The sequence below is a fragment of the Streptomyces malaysiensis subsp. samsunensis genome (assembly GCF_024519315.1).
Taxonomy (GTDB): Bacteria; Actinomycetota; Actinomycetes; order Streptomycetales; family Streptomycetaceae; genus Streptomyces; species Streptomyces malaysiensis.
In genome coordinates, this window is record NZ_JANIIC010000012.1 from 20,130 (window position 1) to 35,419 (window position 15,290).

General features: G+C 68.8%; 15 protein-coding genes. 5 read left to right on the plus strand and 10 right to left on the minus strand.

Annotated elements, in window-relative coordinates; translation table 11 throughout:
- Window positions 1-223: 223 nt before the first annotated feature.
- From NQU54_RS12835 to NQU54_RS12850, 4 genes are all read right to left on the minus strand, one after another.
- Window positions 224-406, minus strand: a complete 183-nt coding sequence (locus NQU54_RS12835) for a hypothetical protein (protein ID WP_257631164.1) — start codon at window positions 404-406, stop codon at window positions 224-226.
- A 104-nt stretch (window positions 407-510) separates the two neighbouring features.
- Window positions 511-984, minus strand: a complete 474-nt coding sequence (locus tag NQU54_RS12840; RefSeq protein WP_257631165.1) for a dehydroquinate synthase/iron-containing alcohol dehydrogenase family protein — start codon at window positions 982-984, stop codon at window positions 511-513.
- Window positions 968-1,195, minus strand: a complete 228-nt coding sequence (locus tag NQU54_RS12845; RefSeq protein ID WP_257631166.1) for an iron-containing alcohol dehydrogenase — start codon at window positions 1,193-1,195, stop codon at window positions 968-970. The genes NQU54_RS12840 and NQU54_RS12845 overlap by 17 nt, the downstream gene beginning before the upstream one ends.
- Window positions 1,196-1,352: 157 nt before the next feature.
- On the minus strand, window positions 1,353-1,769 hold the full coding sequence (locus tag NQU54_RS12850) for an integrase core domain-containing protein (RefSeq protein WP_257631167.1): 417 nt from the start codon (window positions 1,767-1,769) through the stop codon (window positions 1,353-1,355).
- Window positions 1,770-2,494: 725 nt separating this feature from the next.
- Here NQU54_RS12850 and NQU54_RS50035 point away from each other — a divergent pair.
- The 3 genes from NQU54_RS50035 (at window position 2,495) to ssuE (ending at window position 3,872) form a co-directional block, all read left to right on the plus strand.
- Window positions 2,495-2,908 carry an integrase core domain-containing protein gene (locus tag NQU54_RS50035; protein WP_372505861.1) on the plus strand — a complete coding sequence of 138 codons (414 nt, stop codon included), beginning with the start codon at window positions 2,495-2,497 and terminating at the stop codon, window positions 2,906-2,908.
- A 95-nt stretch (window positions 2,909-3,003) separates the two neighbouring features.
- Entirely contained in the window at window positions 3,004-3,093 is a 90-nt protein-coding gene (locus tag NQU54_RS50040; protein ID WP_351891410.1) for a putative leader peptide, read from the plus strand.
- A gap of 224 nt (window positions 3,094-3,317) precedes the next feature.
- Window positions 3,318-3,872, plus strand: a complete 555-nt coding sequence (gene ssuE / locus NQU54_RS12860; RefSeq protein WP_257631168.1) for an NADPH-dependent FMN reductase — start codon at window positions 3,318-3,320, stop codon at window positions 3,870-3,872.
- Here ssuE and NQU54_RS50045 read toward each other — a convergent pair.
- Window positions 3,848-4,144 (minus strand): hypothetical protein, encoded by a 297-nt coding sequence (locus tag NQU54_RS50045; protein WP_372505862.1) that lies wholly within the window; start codon window positions 4,142-4,144, stop codon window positions 3,848-3,850. The genes ssuE and NQU54_RS50045 overlap by 25 nt on opposite strands.
- 127 nt (window positions 4,145-4,271) lie before the next feature.
- Here NQU54_RS50045 and NQU54_RS12870 point away from each other — a divergent pair, with 127 nt between their 5' ends.
- Together NQU54_RS12870 and NQU54_RS12875 are read left to right on the plus strand one after the other, a co-directional pair.
- A complete protein-coding gene (locus tag NQU54_RS12870; RefSeq protein WP_257631169.1) occupies window positions 4,272-5,240 on the plus strand; it encodes an LLM class flavin-dependent oxidoreductase in 969 nt (322 codons plus the stop codon).
- On the plus strand, window positions 5,237-7,984 hold the full coding sequence (locus NQU54_RS12875; RefSeq protein ID WP_257631170.1) for an NtaA/DmoA family FMN-dependent monooxygenase: 2,748 nt from the start codon (window positions 5,237-5,239) through the stop codon (window positions 7,982-7,984). Before NQU54_RS12870 ends, NQU54_RS12875 begins: the two co-directional genes overlap by 4 nt.
- A 113-nt stretch (window positions 7,985-8,097) precedes the next feature.
- On the opposite strand, the gene NQU54_RS12880 is transcribed toward NQU54_RS12875, so the two are convergent.
- The 5 genes from NQU54_RS12880 to NQU54_RS12900 form a co-directional block, all read right to left on the minus strand.
- Window positions 8,098-9,810: a dipeptide ABC transporter ATP-binding protein gene (locus NQU54_RS12880; protein ID WP_257631171.1), complete on the minus strand. Its 1,713-nt coding sequence runs from the start codon at window positions 9,808-9,810 to the stop codon at window positions 8,098-8,100.
- On the minus strand, window positions 9,807-10,697 hold the full coding sequence (locus tag NQU54_RS12885) for an ABC transporter permease (RefSeq protein ID WP_257631172.1): 891 nt from the start codon (window positions 10,695-10,697) through the stop codon (window positions 9,807-9,809). The genes NQU54_RS12880 and NQU54_RS12885 overlap by 4 nt, the downstream gene beginning before the upstream one ends.
- A gap of 11 nt (window positions 10,698-10,708) precedes the next feature.
- A complete protein-coding gene (locus NQU54_RS12890) occupies window positions 10,709-11,668 on the minus strand; it encodes an ABC transporter permease (RefSeq protein WP_257631173.1) in 960 nt (319 codons plus the stop codon).
- 66 nt (window positions 11,669-11,734) lie between these two features.
- The gene (locus NQU54_RS12895) at window positions 11,735-13,450 is read right to left on the minus strand and encodes an ABC transporter substrate-binding protein (RefSeq protein ID WP_257631174.1); all 1,716 of its coding nucleotides are present in this window, start codon (window positions 13,448-13,450) and stop codon (window positions 11,735-11,737) included.
- A 563-nt stretch (window positions 13,451-14,013) separates the two neighbouring features.
- Window positions 14,014-15,234 (minus strand): MFS transporter, encoded by a 1,221-nt coding sequence (locus NQU54_RS12900; protein ID WP_257631175.1) that lies wholly within the window; start codon window positions 15,232-15,234, stop codon window positions 14,014-14,016.
- Between the last annotated feature and the right edge of the window lie 56 nt (window positions 15,235-15,290).

A 15,290-nucleotide genomic window follows, 5' to 3' on the forward strand; every position in this document is an offset into this window, starting at 1 on the left:
GATTGAGCAGTGTGATGCTTATTGATCGGAAGGGGAGCGAACGCGGCAGGATGCATGTGGTGAAGCGTGGAAGTGCGGCACGCCTGTTCATACATATCGGCGGCGACCACAACCCTTCCCTCATAACTGCTGAGCAGATCCCGCATCGGCGGGCTGATCTTCGCGCTGATGCACATGCGGAGCGCTTCTCGCGTTCCGATCTGGGGAGGATTGAGTCGGCGCATCAGCGCTCGCCTTCGCGGCGGCGAGTCGCGGAGCGGGCCAGTGTTCGTCCTTCGGCCCCCAGTTGGTCATCGAATTCGTCGAGAATTTCCTCGAACGACATGCCGTCATCGGCGAGCGACTGGATCAACCGGTTGAACCCTGTGTGGCGCACCTCCAAACCGAAGATCTCCCGGGTGATCACTCCGACGTTTTCGCCGAACGTCTCGATCTCGGGGTGATCGACGCGCAGATCATTCGCCCGTCCTAAAGAGGGCCCAGACTGCCTCGCGCGGCGTCTCCTGGGAATCAGGCGTAGATCCGGGAGTAGAGTTCCAGGATCTCGTCGGCGGTGGGTACGACAGGGTTGTTGGCAGGTGATCCGGAAGCGAGAGCCTGCTCGGCCATGATGGGCGTCAGGCAGTTCCACTCGTCCTGGTCGATGCCGTAGTCGTGGGGCGTGGGTACGGCCAAGTCGCGGCACAGGCTGCCGAGCGCGTCGACCAGCTTGTCGGCGGCCGCGGTGTCGCCGTCCGTGATGGCCGCGGCTCCCAGGGCGCGGGCGCAGTCAGCGTACCGGCCGGGCGCCGCGTGCACGGAGAAGGCGGTCACCGCGGGGAAGAGCATGGCGTTCGACAGGCCGTGCGCGATGTGGAAATGGGCGCCGATAGGGCGGCTCACGCCGTGCACGAGAGCGACGCTGGAGTTCGAGAAGGCGATGTCGGCCTGGGTAGCGGCGAGCATCATGGCCTCGCGGACCTGGGCGTCACCGCCCGTCGGCATAGGCGCGGCGGAGGTGGCGGCTGATGGAGCCGATCGCGGTGAGGGCGAGGCTGTCGTAGAAGGGGTTGGCCTTGCGGCTCACATACGCCTCGACGGCGTGAGTGAGGGCGTCGGGGCCGGTGTCGGCGGTCAGCCGGGGCGGCATCGACATGGTCAGTTCGGCGTCGACTACGGCGGCGAGCGGCAGGAATGCCGGGCCCGTGCAGAGCACCTTCTCGTCCGTGGCGCTGTCGGTGATGACGGTGAACTGGGTCCGTAGCGCTTCAGAACGGCTTCACTGGTTGTGAGCTGGGATTTTCCTTGTAGTCAGCTGGCTCGGGGGTACTCGTTGTTGAGGCCCGCGACGGCTTGTCGGCGTTTGATCCGGGCTACAGGCAGGGGGATGACGTTCGGATTGTCGCTGGGCGCGAGTTGGTCAGGCCATGGTGTGGTCGGTGGCTGTTGAAGTGGTGTGCGTAGTCGTGGAGGATCTTCTCGGCGTGGCCACGGTTGAAGAGCAGGACACGGTCGGTGCACTCTTCCCGTGCTGAGCGGATGAAGCGTTCTGCGTGTGGGTTGCAGTTGGGGCTGCGTGGAAGGGCCTTGGCCGCGGTGATGTCCTCGCTGGCGAACACGGCGTCGAACGTGGCGGTCAATTTCGCGTCCCGGTCGCGGATGATGTGAGTGAATTCGGCGGCCCGATCGCCGAGTTGCCACAGAAACTGCCGGGCCTGCTGAATGGCCCATGCGGCGGTGGGGTGGGCGGTGACGCCGAGCATATGGACGGTGCGGGTACGCACCTCCATGATGAACAGCGCGTAGAGCCGCCGGCAGGCCGATGGTGTCGAGACGGAAGAGATCGGTGGCGGGCAGGCCGCTGGCCTGGGCTTTGAGGAACGCCGCCCACTCACCGCGCGCCAGCTGGCGGCGCGGCGCGGCGCGGGACCGAGACCGGGGGCGCGCATTGTGCCCAAGGCGGCGCTGTTCGCCGTGTACGCGTCGGCAGCCCCATCGGGGATTCTCGGTGCCGAGGCGGGTGATCAGGTTGCGGGTTTCCTCCCGCAGGGGCGGTCGCCCGGTAGACGGCGGCTGCGTCCACTTCTGCCGGTGCCTGGCCAGCAGGGTGCGCGGGGAGACGATCCGGCGTTCGCGCAGGGCTTTGGGGAATCAGTCGGTGCGCTTGCCGATGATGTCATCCGCCCTGGTGGGACGGGGTGCGCACGGTGTGCCGGAGGTCGGCCGGCGAAGTCGCCGGCACAGGCGCTCTCACGAGGCTGGCGCTCCCTGCGGCAAGATGATCGACCGTGTTGCTGCGAGTGGCCTACCTCGGCGTGACGAACGCGTTCGCGATGCTTCGTCTACTGCCGATTACAGACCGGGACAAGGACGTGGAGATCCTCGCCCTGCGCCACCAGAACACCGTGTTGGAACGTCAACTTGGCAAGAAAACGGCAGCCGCCGGATCCGCGTCCTGGGCACCACCGCACATCCGACCGCAACCTGGGTGGCGCAAGCGGCGAAGAACCTGGTCATGGACCTCGAAGACCTCGGCTGCCGGGCACGGTTCATGATCCGGGACAGGGACGGGAAGTTCCCCGACCTCTTCGATGCCGTCCTCAAGGACGCGGGGATCGAAGTCGTCCGCAGCGGCATCCAGATACCGAGGATGAACTCGATCGCGGAAAGGTGGATACAGACCTGTCGCCGCGAGCTCCTGGACCGGACGTTGAGCTGGAACCAGCAGCACCTCCTCCACGCCCTGCACGAGTTCGAGCAGTTCTACAACGGACACCGACCACACCGACCACACCAAGGCATCGCCAACGCCAGACCGCTACACCCCTTGCCCCCGCCGATCGGCGCCCCGGACACATCAGCCCGCCTCAACATACGTCGGCACGACCGTCTCGGAGGCATCCTCCACGAATACCGACATGCACCGTGACCTGCACGGATGAGGTTTCCGGCAAGTGCGGAATCGGCGCTCCTTGACAGGGATGCCCTCGACCGATGTACCCATCACCTGATTAAATCCAGCTCATGAACCAGCGCAAGGACCTCACGCGACGACGCCATGTCGACCTCGTGCGCGTGTCCAGCGGGCTCTGTTCGCCTCGCGCCGCCCGCTGAGCGGGCTCTCTTCGCGCGTTTTCCCGCCGTGAGCCTCCGGTTCGGCGTGCCCGCAGCCGGATGGCGTTCTTCCTGCCGTCCCGTCGGTGCGGCGTCCCTCCCTCCCCCTCCCCCAGGCAACCGTCGCTTCCCCGTTCCCGCCGCCTTGGTCCGGACGGGACGGCAGCCCGTGGCCGGCGTTCCGGTGCGGGCCGCCGGGCCCGTTCTTTTGTGAAGGAGTCCTCATGCCCACCGTGCTCTCCGTCTCGGGAAGCCCGTCCGCGACCTCGCGCACCGGCCGCCTGCTGCGCCACCTCGACGCGCGCCTGGCCGGGCAGGGACACCATGTGATCCCGCTCGACGTGCGCACGCTGCCCCCCGAGATACTCCTGGGGGCCGACCCCGGGCACCCCGCGATCCAGGACGCGGCCCGGCTGGTGGAGAAGGCCGACGGCGTGGTGATAGGGACGCCCGTCTACAAGGCCGCCTACTCCGGTCTGCTCAAGACACTCCTGGACCTGCTGCCCCAGTACGCACTCGCCGGCAAGGCGGTTCTCCCGCTGGCCACCGGCGGCAGCCCGGCCCATGTCCTCGCCGTGGACTACGCGCTGCGGCCGGTGCTCACCTCCATGGGCGCCGACCATGTGCTGCCCGGCTGGTTCGTGGTGGACAAGCACATCACGGTCGCCCCGGACGGCACGGTCACCCTCCCGGCGGACACCGCCCGCGAGGTCTACCGGGTCGCCGACGCCTTCTCCGCCGCGCTCACGGTCCGTCACCACGCTCTTGCGGCCGCCTGATTCCTGGGGCCGGACCTCACGCGCTGCCCGAGGTCGGCCAAGCCAACGGCTCGGTCGGCTTCGACCTCTCCACCCGCGCCTATCTGGAAGCGAACCGGAGCAGGACCGTCCGCAAACTCATCGCGGACGGGCCGACCAGCCACTGGAAACTCGTCGGCAGCCCGGAACAGATCGCCGACGCACTCGGACAGTGGTTCACCCAGGGCGCGGCCGACGGGTTCAACCTCCTGTGCGACACGTATCCCGAGGGCCTCGAGCTCTTCGTCGACCATGTCGTTCCGATCCTCCAGCGGCGGGGCCTGTTCCGCAGGGAGTACGAAGCACGGACGCTTCGCGGGCACTACGGGTGGACCGAAGAACCCGCCGGCCACGCAGTGTGAGCAAGCAAGGACAATGGTGATGACGTCACAACCCAGGATCGGGGTCGAACTGCCCGCGGCCGCGGTGAACGGACTACTCGCCCAAGGCAGCGACCTGGCCGGCCTGCTGGATGCCTCCGGCACCGGCTACGCCGTGCTGGGAGCGGACCGCGCGCAGGGAGCGGACCGCGCGCAGGGAGCGCCCTCCCTCAACCCCACGGTGGCCGCCACCCTGCTCGCACGGCGCACGACGTGCATCGGGCTGGTCGTCGCCGCCTCTCCCCAGCGTGACCACCCCTACAACGTCGCCCGCCGAGTGGCGTCCGTCGACCACATCAGCCACGGCCGCGTCGGCCTGCTGGGGTTGTTCCGTGACAGTTCCGTCGATCTCGGCATCGGCGACGGCAGCACCTGGACCGACCGGACGATCGGCACGGAGGAGCTTACCGACGCGCTGCTCGCCGCGCGGGCACTGTGGCGCACCTGGCCGTTCGCCTCACTCGATCCCGACCCGGGGATCGCCGAGGCGACCCGTCTGCCGTACGCGGATCACGTGGGCATCTTCAGCACCAAGGGGCCGCTCAACGTACCGACGACGCCCCAGGGCGAACCGCTGGTCTTCTGGTCGGCGCCTTCCGGGCAACTTGCCGATCAGCTCTCGGCCGCGTCCATCGCTGACGTGGTGTTCACGGACGCCGACGACGTCACCATGGCTCTGGCCGACGCGGTGGCCGACCTCGCCGCGGCAGGGAGGCCCCTCCAGCTTCACGCTCGGGCGCGCACCCTCGCCGAGGCCGAGGCGCTCATCGCCGCCCCGGGTATCGCCGGTGTTCTGGTGCGGCCATCCGCCGAAGAGCTTCGCGACGTCCTGACGAATCTCCCCTCGCCGGCCGCCGTGGCCAGCCGGAACGGCACGCTGCGCGACCGGCTCGGGGTACCGGCGCGGGTCGAGCCCGACCTGAGCGACAACGAGATCGCCTTCCCGTCCCTCGCCAAGGAGTCCGCGTGACCCGCCGGTTGATCCTCAATGTCAACGTCCTCGACTTCGGGCAGACCATCTCCGCCCGGGACTTCTCAGGACTCCCCGCGGCGCGCGTCGCTGATGTCGACTATTACGTCGAGCAGGCCAAGGCAGCCGAGCGCGGCACGCTCGATGCCTTGTTTCTCGCCGATGGCCCGGCCTTGCAGGGCGACCCGCGCGGCCGCGGCGGGCGGGCGCTGGAGCCGTCGCTCATCCTGACGGCCATCGCGGAGGCAACCGACCACCTGGGCGTCATCGGCACGCTGTCGACCACCTACAACGACCCCGTGGAGCTCGCCGATCGGCTGCTCGCACTCGACCACGTCAGCGGCGGGCGCGCCGCGTGGAACGCCGTGACGACCTACAGCCCGCCTGCCGCGGAAAACTTCGGTCTGCCGGGCCGGCCCGACCGTGCGACCCGCTACCGCCGCGCCGACGAGTTCGTCGATGTGGTGCTGGGGCTGTGGCAGGCCGCGTTGGACGGCGTCGATCCGCACCACGACGGTGAGTTCTTCCACATCCACGGGCGGTTGCCGCTGGGGGCCTCGCCACAGGGCCACCCGCTGCTGCTTCAGGCCGGCGGGTCGCCGCAGGGACGCGAGCTGGCGGGCCGCGCCGCCAACGGGGTGTTCACGGCCGAGCTGACGCTGGATGCGGGCATCGAGCACTATGAGCTGGTCAAGCAGGCAGCCGTCCGCCATGGCCGTAGCCGCGGCGACCTGGCCGTCCTGCCCGGTCTGATCACGGTCGTCGGCTCCACTCACGCCGAGGCAGAGGAGCGGCTGACCCGTACGCGCGAGCTGCTTCCCCGCGACCACGAGACCGTCAGGCTCGGTGACATGCTCGGCTACGACCTCCGCGGCGTGGGCCTGGACGACCCCTTCCCCCAGGACGCACTCGGTGAGCTGGCCGACCCGCAGGCCTTCACCGCTTCGCTCGGATTCCGCGAGTCGCTGGTGCGGGCACTGAGCAAGCGGCCCTACACCTTCCGAGATGTGCTCGACGAGTTCGGCAACGGCGGCCACCGGCGCATCGTCGGGTCGCCGGAGGAGATAGCCGACACGATCCAGGAATGGTTCGAGGCCGGAGCGGCCGACGGCTTCAACCTGATGCCCGACGCCTTCCCGTCCGGCCTCGACGACTTCGTGGATCAGGTCGTGCCGGTGCTGCGCAAGCGCGGACTGTTCCGGCACGAGTACGAGGAGAAGACCCTGCGCGGCCGCTGGGGCATTGAGGAACCCAAGGCAGCACACCAGGCGGATCATCTTGTCGGCAGGAGCTTCGACGCCGCGCCCGAGTCGCGCGGCGACCGCTTTCTACGACACTTCGGCCCTGACCCGGTGAATTGGGTGCGCGAGACCGAGACCGATCATGACGTCGTCGTCGTGGGCGGCGGGCAGGCCGGACTGGGCATCGGCTTTGCCCTGCGGCGCGCCGGTATCGGCCGCCTGTCCGTGATCGACGCGGCGGCCCCTGGCACGACCGGCGTCTGGAAGACCATCGCACGGATGCACACGCTGCGGACACCGAAGATCTGGCCCGAGCCCGAGTTCGGACACCCGGAGCTGAGCTTCCGCGCCTGGTACGAGGAACGCCACGGGCAGGCTGCCTACGAGGCGCTCCACCGCATCCCGCGCCTCCCGTGGGCGGCCTACATCGACTGGATCGAGGACACCCTGCGGGTACCCGTACGGCACCGCACCCGCCTGGTGAGCGTCGCGCCGCACGAGCACGGACTCGCCCTGGAACTCGTCGTCACCGATGAGAACGGCAACGAGGAGCGCCGCACCGAGGTCACCCGCCGACTGGTCTTCGCCAACGGCGTCGAGGGCACCGGTGGTTTCTCCTTCCCCGAGGCCTTCGACGGTCTGCCGCGCGAGCTGTACGCGCACACCGGTGAGCCCATCGACTTCGACAACCTCACCGGCAAGAAGATCGGTGTCCTCGGCGCCGGCGCATCCGCGCTGGACGCCGCAGCCACCGCGCTGGAGGCCGGCGCCGCCGAGGCGCATGTGTTCACTCGGCGCGAGAAGCTCCTCATCCAGGGCGACGCTCCCCAGGGCCCCGCGAACATCGGCGCCCGCGAGAACTTCCACCGGCGCCCCGACGCCGAGCGATGGAAGCTCAAGGTCACCATCGCCCGTGCGGGACGCAGTTGCACCTTGGCGTCAGTCAAGCGGGCGGCCGCTTTCGACGGCTTCGCCGTGCACCTCTCGGCCGGCTGGAACACGGCCGTCGCCACCGCGGACGGCGTGCAGGTCGAGGCCGATGACGGCACGCATCGGTTCGACTTCCTGATCGCCGGTACGGGCTACCAGTACGACCCGGACACCCAGGCCGAACTGGCGCTGATAGCCGACCAGATCGCCCTCTGGGAGCACCGTTACCAGCCGCCGGACGACCTGGCGAACGCCGGCCTGGGCCGCTGGCCGTACCTGGGCGACGGCTACGAGTTCCAGGAGCGTGAGCCGGGCAAGGCTCCGTGGGTGACCCGCATCCACGTGTTCTCGGCCGGCGCCGCCATGAGCTTCGGCATACCCGTCGGCGATACGCAGTCGCTGCCCACGGGCATCCCGCGGCTCGTCGACGCGGTCGGCGCGGCTTTGTTCGCCGAAGACGCGACGCTGCCGCCGGCGTCCGTTCCCGGAGGGACGCCGGGACAGAGCACCGAGGATCCGTTCCTGCGGTTCTACGTCGGCCATGTCCGGCAAGCAGCCGCGACCGAGGGCTAGGAGCTTGCGGGAACCAGCACCCGGCGCCACCTGGAGGCGGTCAGGCCGACCGCCTCCAGGTGGCGCCGGGTGCTCGGCAGCCGATTACCGCCCCGCACCGCCGGCGCACGGTGTCACGCCTGGCGTGCGATCAATGTGCCGACTCGCTCTCCTTCGCTCGCGCCGGAGCCGGTGAACCCGGCTCCTGGAACGGCCTCCAGCAGTTCCCGGGTGTACTCGTGCCGAGGCGAGCGGAGCACCTCCTCGACCGGGCCCGTCTCGACCACGACGCCGCCCCGCATCACCGTGACGTCGTCGGCGATCAGGCGTACGACACCGAGGTCGTGGGTCACGAACACGTAGCTGAGCCCGAACTCGGCCTGTAGATCGACCAGCAGCTGGAGGATCTGTGCCTGGACCGACACGTCGAGCGCGCTCACGGCCTCGTCGAGCACGAGGATCCCGGGGTTGAGCGCGAGCGCCCGCGCGATCGCGACCCGCTGCCGCTGACCGCCGGAGAGCTCGCTGGGGAGCCGGTGCAGATGGCTCTCGTCCAGTGCCACCGCCCTGAGCAACTCGACTACTCGGGCCGCCCGTTCCTGTTTGCCAGTCGCCAGTTTGAAGGCCCGCAGCGGCTCGGCGACGAGCTTGCCGACCGTGAACCGCGGATCGAGCGAGGTGAACGGGTTCTGGAAGACGAACTGAAGGTCCCGGCGGCTCTCCCGCAGTTGTCCGCGGCCGAGGCCGGTCAGTTTCCGGTCGCCGATGTGCACCGTGCCGCTGTCGGCGGCGGTGAACTGGACCAGGATGCTCGCCAGCGTCGACTTGCCCGCGCCGGACTCACCGACGATCGCGTGCGTGGTGCCCCTGCGCACGACCAGGTCGGCGCCGTCCAGTGCCCGCAATTGCCGCTGCCGGCCCCGGCCGCCGCGCAGGTGATAGCTCTTGGTGAGTGCGCGCGCCCGCAGGACCGGCGGACTGCCGGTGGGGACCGTCCGCGGGCCTGACGCCGGCTCGAGCCGGCCTGCCTGCCGCGCGGGGGCCGCGTCGAGCAGTCGGCGGGTGTAGTCGTGGGTGGTGTTCTCCAGCACCTGGCGCACCGGGCCCTCCTCCACGATCCGGCCGTCCTGCATGACCAGGATCCGGTCGGAGCGATCCAGTGCGACGCCGAGGTCGTGGGTGATCAGGAGGATGCCGATGCCGAGTTCCACGCGCAGCCGCACCAGGTGGTCGAGGATCACTTTCTGGACGGTGACGTCGAGCGCGCTGGTCGGTTCGTCGGCCACGATGATCTTCGGCTCGCCCGCCAGCGCGATCGCGATGAGCGCGCGCTGCTTCATGCCGCCGCTGAGCTCGTGGGCGTACTGGTGGAAGACCCGCTCGGCGTCCCCCAGGCCCGCGGTGCGCAGGCTCTCCAGCGCGGCTTCCCTGTGCTGTGCCGCGGTGCGGGCCTCCGGCGCGTTGAACCGGACCGCCTCGATCACCTGCTGCCCGATCTTCTTGACCGGGTTGAGCGAGGTATTGGGGTCCTGGGGGATGAAGCCCACGTAGTTGCCCCGCACCCGTGCCATGCGCTGGTCGTTCCAGTCGGTGACGTCGACACCGGAGTACGCGATCGAGCCGGCCCGGATTCGCGCGACGGGCGGAAGCAGGCCGAGCGCGCCCTGGACCAGGGTGGTCTTGCCCGATCCGGACTCCCCCACGAGCGAGACGAACTCGCCCGGGTCCACCTGGAGACCCGCGCCGCGGACGGCCGGTGTCCACCGGCGGCGCCCCGTCCGGTAGTCGATCGCGAGGTCGGCGATTCGCAGCAGCGGATCTGGCTTCCCCTCGGGCACGTCCGTCATCGGCGGTGTTCCTTCCGGTACGAGGTGCTGATGCGGTGGGTGGCGACAACGACGAGCGCGAGCAGCAGGCCGGGCATGATCGAGGGCCATGGGTGGGTCGCGACGTAGTCGCGGCCCTCGGCCACCAGCAGGCCCCACTCCGGCTGCGGCGGCGGTGCGCCGTAGCCGAGGAAGCCGAGCGAGGCGACCGCGAGCACAGCCGTTCCGACCTCGAGCGCGGCCAGCGCGATCACCGAGTTGAGCGAGTTGGGCACGACGTGCCGGAGCAGCACGGCCGGCCGGCCGCCCCCGAGGCCGTATGCCGCCTTGACGTAGTCCTGGTTCACGACGGTGAGCACCTCGGCTCTCATCACCCGCGCGAACGACGCGATGGAGGAGATGCCGACCGCCAGGGCGATGTTCTGCGTGGAGTAGCCCAGGACCGAGACCACCACCATCGCGAGCAGCAGGCTGGGGATCGCCAGGAACACATCGACCAGTCGCATGACGGCGATGTCGACGATCCCTCCGCTGAAGCCGGCGATCAGCCCGACGACCGTGCCGATGCCGAAGGCGATGAGGACGGCCAGCAGGGTCGCGGTGAGGGTGGTGTGCGCGCCGTACACGGTGCGGGCGAACAGGTCCCGGCCCAACCGGTCGGTGCCGAACCAGTGCTCCGCGCTCGGTGGTGCGAAGCTCGCGGCGCTGTCGCCGTTATAGGGGCTGTAGGAGGTGAACAGCCGGGGGGCGACGGCCCAGCCGATCACGACCAGCACAGTGATCCACGAGGCCACCAGGACCGGCTGCTGCGCGAGTTCACCGAGGCGTCTGAGCGACGCGCGGCCGGAGCCGGGCCGGGCGGAGCCGGACAGGGCGGGCGCGGCGAGGGTGTCCGGTTCGACGGTCATCACATTCCTCCTCAGGCCGCCCGGGGTGAGCCGACGGTGAGCGTGGCCCGCAGTCGCGGATCCAGCAGCGGGTAGATCAGGTCGACGATCAGGTTGATCACCGCGAAGCTGGCCGCCGCGAGCACGACGACCCCCTGCACCAGCGGGACGTCCAGCGTGTTGATCGCGGCCTGGGTCATCCGGCCGATGCCCTGACGGGCGAAGACGGTCTCGGTGATGACCGACCCGGCGATCAGGTTGCCGAAGGTGATGCCGGCGATGGTGAGCGCCGGCAGGCTGGCGTTGCGGAAGACGTCGCGGACGACGATGACGCCGCGGGTGGCCCCCTTCGCCCAGCTCGTCGTGACGTAGCCGGAGCGGAACTCGGTGGCGAAGCTGCGGACGAGGAGCTGCGCGATCGGCCCCGACACCGGGATGGCCAGTGTGATCACGGGCAGCACGAGGCTCTTCGCGCCGCGGTCGCCGAAGGCCGGGAACCAGCCCAGCTGGAACGAGAAGACCTGGAGCATGAGAATGCCGGAGAGGAAGACCGGCACCGAGACCGCGCCCGACGGCAGCGCCTCGACCAGGTTGCGCACCCAAGCCCGGCGGGTCGAGGTCGCGATGAGCGCGATCGCGAAGGCGATGAGCAGGGCCAGCAGGAGAGCGCCGGACGCGAGGACGAAGGTGCTCGGCAGCACGTCGAGGATCGTTGCGGTGACCGAGCGGCCCGACTGTACGGAGTTGCCGAAGTCGCCGGTCAGCGCGTGTCCCAGTCGGCCGAGGTACTGCAGGAGCACCGGTTTGTTGAAGCCGTAGCTCTCCGCCGCCTGCTCGCGGACCTCCGATGTGACGGTGTTGAGCTCGGCGGGGTCGAAGAGCAGATCCACCGGGTTGGCCGGCAGGACGAACAGCAGCACGAAGGTCAGGGTGAACGCGGCCCAGACCACGAACAGGGCCCGTCCGACCTTCAGCGCGAGGTAGCGCAGCACGAAGATCCTTCCATCAGGGAGTGCGAGTGGTCGCCGCACCCCTCGAGTCACGGCGACCACGGGACGTCACTTCCCGTTGCCCTTCCAGGCGTTCACGAAGTGGTTGCGGGACTGGGCGTCGAAGATGATCCCGTGGACGTACTTCGCCTGGGCGATCACCTGCGAGGGGTTGTAGACCGGGTTCACCAGCGCGTACTTGTCCAGCAGGAGGTCCTGCGCCGCCTTGGCGTACTGCTTGCGCTCGACCGGGTCCAGGGTGAGCTCCAGCCTGCCCAGGGTCTTCGTGACCTCGTCGACGTCGACGCCAGTCGAATCCTCGCCCAGGTAGGAGCCGTTGCCGAGCAGCGGGCTGTACTGGAGGTTGAGGACCGCCGGGTCGTTGCGCGAGCGATTGGCCGCGGTGATGTTCCAGTCGGTCTTCGCCTTGGCCACGTTGGCCGAGTAGTCCGGGATCGGGACGACGGTGAGTTGCAGGTCGATGCCGATCTTCTTCAGGTCCTGCTGGATGGACTCGTAGGCCGGCTTGTTCACCACCAGGTTGTTGATGCCCAGCAGCTTGACCACGAGCTTCTTGCCGTCCTTCACCCGGATCCCGTCCGGGCCCCGCTTCCAGCCGGCCTTCTCGAGGAGCTGCTCGGCCTTCTTCGGGTCGTACGTCAGGACCGAGCCGCTGTAGTCCGCGTATCCGGAGACCGACGGCCCGAGGACCGAGGTCGCCACCGAGTAGGAGCCGGTGAGCACCGTCTTCTTGAGCGCCTCCCGGTTCCAGCCGAGCTGGATCGCCTTGCGCACCGCGATGTCATTGGTTGGAAACAACCGGGAGTTGAAGTTGAAGAAGATGGAGGTGCCCGACACCGCCCGGTGGATGATCTCGAAGCCCTGGTCGGCCAGTGACTTCTCATCCGTGGTGCCCACGTCGAGCGTGGCGTCGATCGCGCCGGACCCCAGCGAGCCAGTCCGGACGCTGGCCTCCGGGATCGTGCTGAACACGATCTTGTTCAGGTACGCCTCGCCCTGGTGCTTGAGTGCCGGTGGGGACCAGTTGTAGCCCTTGCGCTTGACCAGGACGGTACTGACCTGCGCCTTCCACGACTGGTACACGAACGGGCCGGTGCCGATCACCTTCTTCGGATCCGTCCGCTGCTCGGCGCTCAGCTTCAGCGTCGAGAGCGACAGGAAGCCGGGCTGGGCGTTCGCGGTGAAGGACGAGGCCTGGAGGAAGCTCGCGAGGGGCTTCTTGAAGCGGATGATGGCGGTGTGCTTGTCGGGGGTGCGCGTCTCGATGTAACCGGGCAGCAGGGTGGCGCCGTTGGGCAGGATGCCGAGCTTCTGGTCGCCGTGCACGTACTGATCGAAGTTGGCCTTGACCACCGCGGAGTCGAACGGCGTGCCGTCGCTGAAGGTGACATCCGTACGCAGGTGGAACGTGAACTCGGTCAGGTCCTTGTTGTACTCCCACGACTTCGCCAGCCATGGCGTGATCTCGCCGGTGTCCGGGTCCTGCCAGGTCAGCTTGTCGGTGATGTTGTTGCCGATGAGCGACTCGGCGTAGTTGGTGCCCCATTGCGGGTCCGGGCTGCGCTGGTAGTCGATCAGCGCGAACTGCAGTGTGCCCCCGTGGACGGGCTTGCCGTCGCCGGCGGCCTGGGCACCGGGGCCGCCACCGCGGGTGAGGGCGAACCCGCTCACGGCGATGAGGAGGACGGCGACGATGCCGGCGCCCCATGGCCACTTCTTGCGTCTGGGCGCGGCGCGTTCGATGGAACTGCGAAGGTCGGACACCATTTTTCCTCGTGACGAATGGACGGGTACTCGGGGACGCCGGGGACGAAACTGACGAGCAGTGCTTCTTCGGGACGTCGGCGCCCGCCACCGGGCAGGTGGGTGCGGCGCGTCGACGCGCCCGCGGCCGGGGTCAACCGTGGGTGTGGTGGGATGTGGGATGGCGTGGGTCTTCCGCCGGTTGCGGCGGAACGGATCACGACAGGTGCGTCCGCGTGGGCCGGTGGTCAGCACACCGTCCGCTTCGACGCTGTCGTCAAGGGGAGAAGTACCGCCGGCCGGTCCGCCAGAACCATGGCCGCGTTGGTACTCAAGACGGGGCGGACGATCGAAGACCGACAGTCCGGGGTGTGGATCACGCCACGCGGGTCGTCAACACCGCGCGCTGGAAACCCTGAGCAGGTCGACACAGCGCTCGCTGGTCAGCAGAGGGTCCAGGAGGCTCATGGAGACTGAGTCTGTAGTGGACCGGTATTCCTTGTCAAGCATTGTCTTGGATTGCGAACACCCGGGCCTGGCTGGGGTGTTGGGCCAGGAAAACGCGTTCGGCGGCACCACGCGGCTCACCCGTCCGCTCGGTGCTGATAGCGCACGAGCGGCACCAGGGCGACGGCCGCGACAGCGGTGACCGAGCCCAGCAGGATCAGGAACCGCCAGTTCTCCAGCCACGCGGCAACCAGCGGCGTCCCCGCACGGGCGCATGCCATGGGCACCGCGGTGATGGCCATGATGCTCGCGAACCGCGTGACCCCGAAGGTGCCGGCCACGACCGACGGCCGAGCGACCACGCTGATCCCATAGCCGAGCCCGAAGGCCATGATGCACAGCACCGTGGGCAGGATGGAAGCGTCGGCAAGTGGCAGCAGGAGCAGCCCGAGGGCTTGCGCGGCGAAGGAGAACGTCGTGACGGGCAGCATGCCGAATCGCGCCGACAGGGGTGCCAGTGCCAGGCGCGAGGTGAGCTGTAGGACACCGACGGCAAGCGGCAGTGTCGAGGCCGTATGCGCACTGAAGCCGACGTTCTGGAAGTAGGTCACCATCATGACCAGGAAGCCGGATGTGGTGCCGGCCTGAGCCACGAATGAGACCAGCAGCAGCCAGAATCCCGCTGTCCTGATCGCGTCGCCCAGCCGGAACCCGGTGCGCTTGGTGATCCGGCTGTGATGGGTGGCGCGCCCCGGTACGGCCCACAGGTGCGCGGGGATGACGATGAGCATCATGGCGGCCGCCAGCACCTGGAGTGTGGTGCGCCACCCGAGCCCGCCCTGTAGCCACCCGATGAGCGGATAGAAGAAGCTCGTCAGGAAACCCGTGATCATGGTGATGGTCACGATGGCGCCGTCGCGGTGGTCCTTCGCTGTGGCGACCACCACGACGGCGAACGCGGCATCGTACGTCGACATGGCGAGAGCCAGGCCGATGAGCACAAACGCCGCGTACAGTTCGGGCAACCCGGTTGACCACGACCACAGGAAGACGCCCAGCAGGCCGCTCGCGGAGCCGGCAGTCATCAGAGCCCGTCCGCCGTACCGGTCCAGGACTCGCCCCACCGGGTAGGCCGCGAAGGCGCCGATGAGCGTGGAGATGGTCGAGGCCACCGTGACCGCGGTGCGCGAGCTGTGCAGGTCGTGGGAGATCGGAATCAAGAGCACCGAGAAGCCCTGCGTCAGACACCCGTAGCCCAGGGTCTGAGTGATCGCGAAGATGACCACCAGCCGCCGGCCGTCTGAGGTGTCGGGACGGAGAGCGTGCCGCTGGGCCTCGCGGGCCGTGCGCACGTTCATCCGGGCATCAGCATCTGAGCAGCTCCTCCGGCCATGGCGAACAGGGACGCGACCAC